Genomic DNA, 11,325 nt, shown 5'->3' with positions numbered 1-11,325 from the left:
CACTGGTCAGTTGGAAGGAATAAACAATCGAATAAAGGTCATCAAACGAATGGCGTACGGTTACCGGGACAGCGAGTTCTTCTTCATGAAGATCAAGAGTGTCTTTCCCGGCAATCCGTGAAGAACCTTTTTTTGTCTCGGCATTGATACAAAATGGATACGCAAAAAATAACGAATGAGAATAGATATCAAACGAGAATTCTTTGATATACCATGCGCGTCGAATTCTTGGCAGGTTTGCCGTCCCATCTGGCTCATTCACTAGGTGCAACATCCATGCGTCGTACCCTGATTTCCCTCTGTGTGCTTCAAGCTTTTTCGCCTTTTACCTGGGCAGAGGTTGTCTCTGCCGACAAGGCCAGTCTTGAGCTGCAAGCCACCAATGTCACGGGACAGGCGGACTACGAGACGGCTCAGGGGCCGGTCAAGGGCTACCACGCCACACGGTCAGCAAGTGCAACGCGCACCGATACCTCGATTCATGAAACGCCGCAGTCCATCACCGTGGTGTCCAAAGATGTGGTCGAGGACATCGGCGCCACCCGTTTGCAGGAAGCGCTGGACTACGCCGGTGGTGTCGGCCGCGCCAACAACTTCGGCGGGCAGGGCCTGACCACTTTTACCGTGCGCGGCTTTACCACTGGCGAGTTCTATCGCAACGGCTTTCCTGTAAACCGCGGCTACCCGGCCATGCCTGATGCCAACACGATCGAACGCCTTGAAGTGCTGCGTGGCCCGGCCACCATGCTCTACGGCCGTGGCGATCCTGGCGGCACCTTCAACGTGGTGACCAAACAGCCGCTGGCCGAACGCACGGTCACATTGGGCAGCCAGTTGGATGACCAAGGCATGAAGCGCGGCACCCTGGATGCCTCCGGCCCGCTGGATGAGGAGGGCCGCCTGGCTTATCGCCTGAACGTGGTGGGCGAGGGCGGCGACACCTTCCGCGACCACGTCTCCACCGAACGCTACGGTGTGGCCCCGGTGCTCACTTGGCAAGCCACCGACGAAACCAAGGTGATCTTCGAAGGCGACTTCATACGCAACAATCACCCGCTGGATCGCGGCCTGACCCGCTTTGCCAACCAGCGCGGCACGCCGTCGCGCGACACCTTCTGGGGCGAAAAATACGCCGGCAACCTGCACAACGATAACAACATGGCGCAGTTGCGTTTCGAGCATATGCTCAACGACAACTGGACCCTGGGCGGAGGGTTCCAGTGGTTGGACGGCACGATGAAGGGCAATGGCGTGGAGGCGAACAACGCCAGCAGCCTCGGGGCCGACGGCCGCACCCTGCAGCGCAACTTCAACTACCGCAAGCTGGACTGGACCGACAAGGACTACCAGCTCAACCTGACCGGGCACTTCTCCACCGGGGGCCTGGAGCACACCTTGCTCACCGGTATCGAATACGAAGATTACGACTACAAGTCGATCATCCAGCGTTCCAGTGCTGCGTTCCCGATCGATATCTTCAACCCGGTCTATGGCCAGCCGCGTCCGGCGCTGACGCGCACGCCGACCCACGATAAAGAAAACCTCAAGACTTACGCCGCATTCGTCCAGGACCAGGTGGCCCTGACCGACCGTTTGAAAGTCCTCGCGGGCGCGCGCTTTGAGCGGTTCGAGCACAAGTACGAATCCTACGTAACCGGCGTGCGCGACTGGAACGCCGCCGATAATGCTGTCACCCCGCGCGTCGGCGTGATGTACGACCTCACCGACACCGTCGCGATCTACGCTGATGCCGCCCGCTCCTTCAAGCCGAACACTGGCGCCAGCCGCCAGGGTGGCGGGTTCGAGCCGGAGAAGGGCAAGTCCTATGAGATGGGCGTGAAATGGGAAGCGCTGGATAAACAGCTGAGCGTCGACGCGGCGATCTACCAGATCGAAAAGAAAAACGTCCAAGGTGTCGACCCGCTCGACTCCGCTTTCAACGTCGCGACCGGTCAGGTGCGCAGCCGCGGCTTCGATCTGAACGTGGCCGGCAACCTGACGCCCGAGTGGCGGATGATCGGCGGCTATGCCTACGTGGATGCCGCCGTCACCAAGGACACGACAGTGCGTAGCGGAACGCGTCTGGCCAACATCCCGCGCAACAGCTTCAGCCTGCTCAACGTGTATGAGTTCCAGGACGGCGCATTCAAGGGCCTGGGCCTTGGCGCCGGTGGAAAGTACGTGGCTGATCGTGCCGGGCAGACCAACAACTCCACGTTCACCATGGACGCTTACACGGTGGTCGACCTGCTCGGTTACTACAAGGTCAACGAAAACGTGCGGCTGAACCTGGATGTGAAGAACCTGTTTAACCGTGAGTACGAAGAGGGCTCGTTCCTGAACTTCTATGCCTACCCCGGCGAGCCGCGCACGGTGCAGGTGGGGATCTCCTACACCCTGTAGTAGCGGGACCCTATCCCGGTGGGAGCAGGCAAGCCAGCTCCCACATTAAAGCGGCGTGAGCACATTCATCACCGTATCCAACGCCACTCGCGTGTCATCCAACTGCACCAGCGACGCATGCCGCGCCCCAAGGGCGTCGCGGTTCTGGATCGCGGTAAGGATCGCCTTGTGCCGGGGCAGGCTCAGGCCCTGGATATCCGGGCGCTGGTTGGTGATGTTGATCGACTCGCGCAATGGCAGCGACAGCATGTTGCACATGTAGGCCAGCAGGTCGTTGCGGGTGGCGTCGGCAATGGCGCGGTGGAAGTCCAGGTCGGCCTGCAACAGCTGTTCGTGAGTCTGCGCGGTTTCCATGCCCTGGTAGGCTTTTTCGATGGTGGCGATGTCGTCATCGGTGGCGGTGGTTGCGGCCATGGCGGCAATTTCCGGTTCGAGGATGCGCCGCACACCGGCCAAGGTATTGAAGAATTCACTGTGGGGCGTGGACTGCATCAACCAGGACAACACGTCCGGGTCGAGCAGGTGCCATTTCAAGCGCGGCCGCACCACCGCGCCCACGCGCGGCTTGGAATACACCAGGCCCTTGGCGCTGAGCACCCGGGTCGCTTCGCGCAATACCGAGCGACTGACCTTGTACTCCTCGCAGAGCGTGGCCTCCATGGGCAGCCGTTCTTCGGGCTTGAAGCGACCGGAAACGATGTGCATGCCCAAGTCCTGAACGATCTGGGCATGCTGGCTCTTGCGCGGCTTGGGCGGCTGGTGATCCATAACGACAGGGATGCTCTGACTTAAATTCGCGGCATCATAGCATCCCAATTAGTGGGAATGCCGGGGGACTTCAGCCCCACGGCAACCCACCAGGAAGTCAAAGTCGCAACCCTGGTCGGCCTGCAGCACATGGTCGATGTACAACTGCCGGTAGCCGCCGACGATAAGCTTTTCAGGTGGCGCAAGGTCTGCCATGCGCGCCGCCAGTTCTGCGTCGGGGATGTCCAGGTGCAAACGGCCATTGGCGCAGTCGAGTTCGATCCAGTCGCCTTCCTTCACGGTGGCCAACGGTCCGCCGGCAGCGGCTTCCGGGGCCACGTGCAACACCACCGTGCCGTAGGCCGTGCCGCTCATGCGCGCGTCGGAAATTCGCACCATATCCGTCACACCCTGGGCCAGCAGCTTGGCCGGCAGGCCCATGTTGCCGACTTCGGCCATGCCTGGGTAACCCTTGGGGCCGCAGTTTTTCATGACCAGGATCGAGTTGGCGTCCACGTCCAGTTCCGGGTCGTTAATGCGCGCCTTGTACATGTCGAAGTTCTCGAACACCACCGCACGGCCGCGATGCTGCATCAGCTCGGCGCTGGCCGCCGAAGGCTTGAGCACCGCGCCCAATGGCGCCAGGTTGCCGCGCAGCACGCAGATGCCACCGTCGGCGCGGATCGGATTGTCGAGGGTACGGATCACCTCGTCCTGGCCGTAGATCGGCGAGTCCTTGGTGTTCTCGCCCAGCGTCTTGCCGTTGACGGTCAGGGCGTTCGGGTGCGGGATCAGGTTGGCTTCACCGAGGCGACGCAGCACGGCGGGCAGGCCACCGGCGTAGTAGAACTCTTCCATCAGGAAGCGCCCGGACGGTTGCAGGTCGACGATGGTCGGCATGCCACGACCGATGCGGGTCCAGTCGTCCAGGTCCAATTCAACGCCAATGCGCCCGGCGATGGCTTTCAAGTGAATCACGGCGTTGGTCGAACCACCGATGGCGGCGTTCACGCGGATTGCGTTTTCAAACGCCTCTTTGGTGAGGATCTTCGACAGTTTCAAGTCTTCGCGCACCATCTCCACGGCGCGCATGCCCGACATATGCGCCAATACATAACGCCGCGCATCCACCGCCGGGATTGCCGCGTTGTGGGGCAGCGAAGTACCGAGTGCCTCGGCCATACAGGCCATGGTCGACGCGGTGCCCATGGTGTTGCAGGTGCCTGCCGAACGCGACATGCCGCCCTCGGCCGCGAGGAAATCATCCAGCGTGATGGTGCCGGCCTTGACCTGTTCACTGAGCTGCCACACCACGGTGCCCGAGCCGATGTCCTGGCCCTTGTGCTTGCCGTTGAGCATCGGCCCACCGGTGACCACGATGGCCGGCACGTCACAACTGGCGGCGCCCATCAGCAGGGCCGGGGTGGTCTTGTCGCAGCCGGTCAGCAGCACCACACCGTCAATCGGGTTGCCGCGAATGGCTTCTTCCACGTCCATGCTCGCCAGGTTGCGGGTGAGCATGGCGGTAGGGCGCAGGTTCGATTCACCGTTGGAGAACACCGGGAATTCCACGGGGAAGCCACCGGCCTCAATCACGCCGCGTTTAACGTGGTCGGCGATCTGGCGGAAATGCGCGTTGCACGGCGTCAGCTCCGACCACGTGTTGCAGATGCCGATGATTGGCTTGCCATGGAACTGATGGTCGGCAATGCCCTGGTTCTTCATCCAGCTGCGGTACATAAAACCGTTTTTGTCGGCAGTACCAAACCACTGGGCGGAGCGTAGGCCGGGCTTTTTATCAGACATGATCGATTCTCTTATTGTATGACTATATGTTCTATCTGCGCCTAAACATAAGCGCAAAATCGATGCTTTGGAAGAGTTGTTTTGTAAATAGTCATACTATATAGTCTGGCTTAACTGAGGTATGACCCTGGCGGATTTTCGCGAGAGGCGTCCCCCGAGCTTCTATAAAAACAACAATCGGAGATCGACCCCATGAGCCAGGAACTGCGGCTTATTCGGCGCATCACGCTGAAACTGATTCCCTTCCTGATCCTGCTGTACCTGATCGCCTACGTGGACCGCTCCGCCGTGGGTTTTGCCAAGCTGCACATGGGCGCCGACGTCGGCATCGGCGATGCGGCCTATGGCCTGGGCGCGGGGTTGTTCTTCATTGGCTACTTCCTTTTCGAGATCCCCAGCAACCTGATGCTCGACCGCTTCGGCGCACGGCGTTGGTTCGCGCGGATCATGATCACCTGGGGCGCCATCACCATCGGCATGGCCTTTGTGCAGGGTCCACACAGCTTCTATGTGATGCGCTTTCTGCTTGGCGCGGCGGAAGCGGGGTTCTTTCCGGGCGTTCTCTACTACATCACCCAATGGTTCCCGGTGCGCCATCGCGGCAAGATCCTCGGGCTGTTTATCCTGTCGCAACCCATCGCAATGATGATCACCGGCCCGGTATCCGGCGGGCTGCTAGGCATGGACGGCATCCTTGGTCTGCACGGCTGGCAGTGGCTGTTTATCGTGATCGGCAGCCCGGCGATCCTGCTCACCTGGCCGGTGCTGCGCTACCTGCCGGACGGCCCCAAGCACGTCAAATGGATGAACGACGAGGAAAAAGCCTGGCTCGCCGGCGAGTTGAACAAAGACTTGCAAGCCTACGGCCAGACCCGTCACGGCAACCCACTGCATGCCTTGAAAGACAAGCGGGTGTTGCTGCTGGCGCTGTTCTACCTGCCGGTGACCCTGAGCATTTATGGCCTGGGCCTGTGGTTGCCGACGTTGATCAAACAGTTCGGCGGCAGTGATTTGACCACCGGCTTCATCTCCGCCGTGCCGTATATCTTCGGCATCATCGGCCTGCTGATCATCCCGCGCAGTTCCGACCGTTTGAACGATCGCTACGGCCACCTGGCGGTGCTCTATGTACTCGGTGCCATCGGCCTGTTCTTCAGCGCATGGCTGAGCGTGCCGGTGCTGCAAATGACAGCGCTGTGCCTGGCGGCGTTCGCGATGTTTTCTTGCACGGCGGTGTTCTGGACCTTGCCGGGTCGGTTTTTTGCCGGCGCCAGTGCGGCGGCGGGCATTGCATTGATCAACTCGGTGGGCAACCTCGGCGGCTATATCGGTCCGTTCGTGATCGGTGCGCTCAAGGAATACACCGGCAACCTCGCCTCGGGCTTGTACTTCCTGTCCGGGGTCATGGTGTTCGGGCTGGTCTTGACCGGCGTGGTCTACCGCGTGCTGGAGCGCAAGCACGCACTGCCCGCCGATCAATTCGCCGCCAGCGCTCGTGGCGCCACACGTACTTAATCTGGGAGAAGTTTCATGCGTTTAGTTCAGTTCGAATTAAGCAATGGCGAGCGTCGGGTCGGCGTTGTAGAGGGCGACAGCCTGCGCGAAGTCCAGGCGGCGCGCAGTGTGCGCGAATTGGCCCTGGCCGCCATCGAAGCGGGCGTCGGCCTGGCACAACAGGTGAACAGCCTCGGTCTGGGCGATAGCCACGACTACGCCGCACTGCTGGCCGAGCTGAAGATCCTGCCGCCGCTGGACCACCCGGACCCGGCGCACATGTTGATCAGCGGTACCGGCCTGACCCACCTGGGCAGCGCCTCGGCGCGGGACAAAATGCACCAGGCCGGCGATGACACTGCACTGACCGACACCATGCGCATCTTCAAATGGGGCGTGGAGGGCGGCAAGCCAGCAGCGGGTCAGGCGGGCGTGCAACCGGAGTGGTTCTATAAAGGTGACGGCAGCATCGTCGTGCGTCCAGGCGCCGCCTTCCCGGTGCCACCGTTTGCCGAAGATGCCGGCGAAGAACCGGAGATCGGCGGCCTGTACGTGATCGGCCCGGACAGCAAGCCCTACCGTGTGGGCTTCGCGGTGGGCAACGAGTTCTCCGACCACATCATGGAGCGCAAGAATTACCTGTACCTGGCCCATTCCAAACTGCGCAGTTGCAGCTACGGCCCGGAGCTGCGCGTGGGCGAGTTGCCCCAGCACCTGGCGGGCACCAGCCGCCTCCTGCGTAACGGCAAGGAAATCTGGCGGAACGAATTCCTCAGCGGCGAGGCCAATATGTGCCACAGCCTGGAAAACCTCGAGTATCACCACTTCAAATACCGCCAGTTCCTCAAGCCCGGCGATGTGCACGTCCACTTTTTCGGCACCGCCACCTTGTCATTCGCCGACGGTATACGTACTCAACCGGGCGATGTGTTCGAGATCAGCCAAGCCGAGTTCGGCGCGCCATTGATCAACAGCGTCGGCAGCAGCGATGCGGCATTCGAACCCGGCCACGTCATCACCCTTTAATGGAGAACCCCATGACCCAGTTCCTCGGCCACAACTACATCGGCGGCCAGCGCAGCGCCAACGGCAGCGTCAAACTGCAAAGCGTCGACGCCGCCACTGGCGAAGCCTTGCCCCAGGATTTCTACCAGGCTACCCCGGAAGAAGTCGACGCCGCCGCCAAGGCTGCCGCGCAGGCTTACCCTGCGTACCGTGCCATGAGTGCGGCGCGTCGCGCGCAGTTCCTGGACGCGGTGGCCGATGAGCTGGACGCGTTGGGCGATGACTTTGTCGAGCTGGTCTGCCGCGAAACCGCGCTGCCGGCTGCGCGTATCAAGGGCGAGCGTGGGCGCACCAGCGGCCAGATGCGCCTGTTCGCGACCGTGCTGCGTCGCGGTGATTTCTACGGCGCGCGTATCGACAAGGCGCTGCCGGATCGCCAGCCGATGCCTCGCCCGGATTTGCGCCAATACCGTATCGGCCTCGGGCCGGTTGCGGTGTTCGGCGCGAGCAACTTTCCCCTGGCCTTTTCCACGGCGGGCGGCGACACCGCAGCCGCACTGGCGGCGGGCTGCCCGGTCGTCTTCAAGGCCCACAGTGGGCATATGGCGACCGCCGAGCGGGTGGCCGATGCGATCATTCGGGCGGCCGAAAGCACCGAGATGCCGGCCGGCGTGTTCAATATGATCTTCGGCGGTGGCGTCGGTGAAGCGCTGGTCAAGCACCCGGCGATCCAGGCCGTAGGCTTCACGGGTTCGCTCAAGGGCGGGCGTGCCTTGTGCGACATGGCTGCGGCACGTGCGCAGCCGATCCCTGTGTTTGCCGAAATGTCGAGCATCAACCCGGTGATCGTGCTGCCCCAGGCCCTCACAGCACGGGCTGAAAGTGTTGCTCGTGACCTGACCGCCTCGGTAGTGCAAGGCTGCGGCCAGTTCTGCACCAACCCAGGCCTGGTGATCGGTATCGCTTCGCCTGCATTCACGGCGTTTACTCAACAAGTTGCGCAACTGATCGGTGATCAACCGGCGCAGACCATGCTCAACGCCGGCACCCTGGGCAGCTACGGCAAAGGCCTGGAAAAACTTCTGGCGCACCCCGGCATCCAGCACCTCGCGGGCAGCGCTCAGGCCGGTAACCAGGCACACCCGCAATTGTTCAAGGCCGATGTGCGCCTGTTGATCGACGGCGATGAAGTGCTGCAGGAAGAAGTGTTCGGCCCCACCACGGTATTTGTCGAAGTCGCCGACCAGGCCCAACTCAGCGCCGCCTTACATGGCCTGCACGGTCAATTGACGGCGACGGTCATTGGCGAGCCGGCCGACCTGCAACAGTTCGCCGAACTCACGCCACTGCTCGAACAGAAAGTCGGGCGCATCCTGCTCAACGGCTACCCGACCGGTGTGGAAGTCTGCGATTCGATGGTGCACGGCGGGCCGTACCCCGCGACGTCCGATGCGCGTGGCACCTCGGTCGGTACGCTGGCCATCGACCGTTTCCTGCGCCCGGTGTGCTTCCAGAATTACCCTGATAGCCTGCTGCCCGACGCGTTGAAAAACGCTAACCCGTTGCGTATCCAGCGGCTCGTGGATGGCACGCCTTCACGCGACGCGCTGTAAAAAAAACAATGAAGCAGGAGGTTTCATGTCGCTGAGTGCCGTCACCGCGCACCGTGCGCAATTGGGGGAGGGCCCGTTCTGGGACGTGCCCACCCAGGCCCTGTACTGGGTCAACATTGCCGGCAAACAGGCATTGCGCCTGATGGACGGGCAGTTACAGGTCTGGCAATTGCCCGAGCATGTCTCGGCGTTTATCCCGTGTGAAAGCGGCGATGCCGTGGTGACCTTGAGCAGCGGCGTGTACCGCCTGGACCTGGTCACCGAAGCCTTGACCCTGCTGTGTGTGGCCGACCCGCAATCGGGCAATCGTGGCAATGAAGCGCGCTGCGATGCCCAGGGCCGTCTGTGGCTGGGCACTATGCAGAACAACATTGGCGAGCAGGGCGAAGACCTGCCCATCACCCGACGCTCCGGCGGCCTGTTTCGCATTGATGCCGATGCGCAGGTCACGCCGTTGCTGAGTGGCCTGGGCATTCCCAACACCTTGCTGTGGAGCGATGACGGCCGCCACGTGCATTTTGGCGACAGCATGGAGGGCACGCTGTACCGGCATGGGATTCTGCCGAACGGTCAACTCGAACCCGCGCACGTCTGGTTCGGCCCCCATGAACGTGGCGGGCCGGACGGCTCGGCCATGGACGTCGAAGGCTATATCTGGAACGCGCGCTGGGACGGCAGTTGCCTGCTGCGCCTCACGCCTGGTGGTGAGGTGGACCGCATCATCGAGCTGCCCGTGAGCCGCCCCACCAGTTGCGTATTTGGCGGCCCTAACCTCACCACCCTCTATATCACCAGTGCCGCCAGCCCGTTGGATCACCCTTTGGACGGCGCCGTGCTGGCCATTGAGGTTGACGTGCCAGGCAAGCCCTGTCACCGCTTTGCCGGCTAAATCCCGATTTTAAAAACAACAACAAGGAGTCACCTGTATGAATCGTCGTCGAGGTTTGCGTTCCCTGTGCTGCGCCGCTGTGGCGGTTTCGGCCATGAGCCTGAGCGGGCTGCTGCTGGCCGCTGAGGAAGTCAAGATCGGTTTTCTGGTCAAGCAGGCTGAAGAACCGTGGTTCCAGACCGAATGGGCCTTTGCCGAAAAAGCCGGCAAGGAGCATGGCTTCACCGTGATCAAGATCGCCGTGCCCGATGGCGAAAAAACCCTGTCGGCTATCGACAGCCTGGCGGCCAACGGCGCCAAAGGCTTTGTGATTTGCCCGCCGGACGTGTCCCTGGGCCCGGCCATTGTCGCCAAGGCCAAGGCCAACGGCTTGAAAGTGATTGCTGTGGATGACCGCTTCGTCGACGCCAAAGGCGCCTTCATGGAAGACGTGCCGTACCTGGGCATGGCTGCGTTTGAAGTCGGCCAGAAGCAGGGGGCGGCCATGGCCGCCGAAGCTAAAAAACGCGGCTGGGACTGGAAGGACACCTATGCGGTGATCAACACCTTCAACGAGCTCGACACCGGTAAAAAACGCACCGACGGATCGATACAGTCCCTGAAAGAGGCCGGCATTCCTGACGACCATATTCTCACCGCTGCGCTTAAAACCCTCGACGTACCAGGCAGCATGGACGCCACCAACTCGGCGCTGGTCAAGCTGCCCAGCGGTGCGAAAAACCTGATCATCGGTGGCATGAACGACAACACCGTACTCGGCGGCGTACGCGCGACCGAAAGCGCCGGCTTCAAAGCCGCCAATGTGATCGGCATCGGCATCAATGGCACCGACGCTATCGGTGAACTGAAGAAAGCCAACAGCGGCTTCTTCGGTTCGATGCTGCCTAGCCCGCACATCGAGGGCTACAACACCGCGCTGATGATGTACGAGTGGGTCACCAAAGGCACCGAGCCGCCGAAGTACACCGCCATGGACGAAGTGACCCTGATCACCCGCGAAAACTTCAAGCAGGAGCTGGAAAAGATCGGCCTGTGGAAATAAGGCAGTTCGCTTTCCTCGGCAGCCCCGGCAACAGGGCTGCCTGATCGGTGTGATGAGGTGGTTATGCACGCGCAAGTCAATGAACAACAACACACTGCCGGCGCCAGTCTGCGTTTTGACGGCATCGGTAAAACCTTTCCCGCGGTCAAGGCGCTGGATGGCATCAGCTTCACCGCCCACCCTGGGCAGGTGCATGCCTTGATGGGCGAGAACGGCGCGGGCAAGTCGACGCTGCTGAAGATCCTCGGCGGCGCCTACATCCCCAACAGCGGCACGCTGCAAATCGGCGAGCAGACCATGGCGTTCAAGAACGCGGCGGACAGCAT

The 11,325-nt window shown here is 61.7% G+C and carries 10 protein-coding genes; 8 read left to right on the top strand and 2 right to left on the bottom strand.

The features are described 5' to 3' along the window. Both AACY44_RS27375 and AACY44_RS27370 read left to right on the top strand, forming a co-directional pair. A partial coding sequence (locus tag AACY44_RS27375) for a transposase (protein ID WP_141228961.1) occupies positions 1–121 on the top strand: 121 nt, incomplete at its 5' end. 155 nt (positions 122–276) lie between these two features. Further along, the gene (locus AACY44_RS27370; protein ID WP_339419341.1) at positions 277–2,403 is read left to right on the top strand and encodes a TonB-dependent siderophore receptor; all 2,127 of its coding nucleotides are present in this window, start codon (positions 277–279) and stop codon (positions 2,401–2,403) included. A gap of 45 nt (positions 2,404–2,448) precedes the next feature. On the opposite strand, the gene AACY44_RS27365 is transcribed toward AACY44_RS27370, so the two are convergent. Further along, the gene (locus AACY44_RS27365; protein WP_339419340.1) at positions 2,449–3,171 is read right to left on the bottom strand and encodes a FadR/GntR family transcriptional regulator; all 723 of its coding nucleotides are present in this window, start codon (positions 3,169–3,171) and stop codon (positions 2,449–2,451) included. Positions 3,172–3,219: 48 nt separating this feature from the next. Continuing rightward, a complete protein-coding gene (locus tag AACY44_RS27360; protein WP_339419338.1) occupies positions 3,220–4,956 on the bottom strand; it encodes an IlvD/Edd family dehydratase in 1,737 nt (578 codons plus the stop codon). A 192-nt stretch (positions 4,957–5,148) separates the two neighbouring features. Between AACY44_RS27360 and AACY44_RS27355 the strand changes: the two genes are divergently transcribed. The 6 genes from AACY44_RS27355 to AACY44_RS27330 all read left to right on the top strand — a co-directional run. After that, positions 5,149–6,471, top strand: a complete 1,323-nt coding sequence (locus AACY44_RS27355) for an MFS transporter (protein WP_339439216.1) — start codon at positions 5,149–5,151, stop codon at positions 6,469–6,471. Between the two features lie 15 nt (positions 6,472–6,486). Continuing rightward, complete coding sequence (gene araD1, locus AACY44_RS27350; protein ID WP_339436260.1) at positions 6,487–7,476, top strand: AraD1 family protein; 990 nt, start codon at positions 6,487–6,489, stop codon at positions 7,474–7,476. Between the two features lie 11 nt (positions 7,477–7,487). Further along, positions 7,488–9,068, top strand: a complete 1,581-nt coding sequence (locus tag AACY44_RS27345; RefSeq protein ID WP_339419332.1) for an aldehyde dehydrogenase (NADP(+)) — start codon at positions 7,488–7,490, stop codon at positions 9,066–9,068. A 25-nt stretch (positions 9,069–9,093) separates the two neighbouring features. Then, positions 9,094–9,957, top strand: a complete 864-nt coding sequence (locus tag AACY44_RS27340; RefSeq protein WP_339495041.1) for an SMP-30/gluconolactonase/LRE family protein — start codon at positions 9,094–9,096, stop codon at positions 9,955–9,957. A gap of 37 nt (positions 9,958–9,994) precedes the next feature. After that, positions 9,995–10,999: a substrate-binding domain-containing protein gene (locus AACY44_RS27335; RefSeq protein WP_339419328.1), complete on the top strand. Its 1,005-nt coding sequence runs from the start codon at positions 9,995–9,997 to the stop codon at positions 10,997–10,999. A 63-nt stretch (positions 11,000–11,062) separates the two neighbouring features. Continuing rightward, on the top strand, positions 11,063–11,325 hold a 263-nt coding region (locus AACY44_RS27330; protein WP_339419326.1), incomplete at its 3' end, for an ATP-binding cassette domain-containing protein.

Origin of the sequence: Pseudomonas sp. RA_15y_Pfl1_P11, assembly GCF_963970975.1 — a bacterium.
GTDB lineage: Bacteria > Pseudomonadota > Gammaproteobacteria > Pseudomonadales > Pseudomonadaceae > Aquipseudomonas > Aquipseudomonas tritici.
Note: the sequence above shows the minus strand (reverse complement) of the source record. Positions and strands in the feature narration are given on the sequence as shown.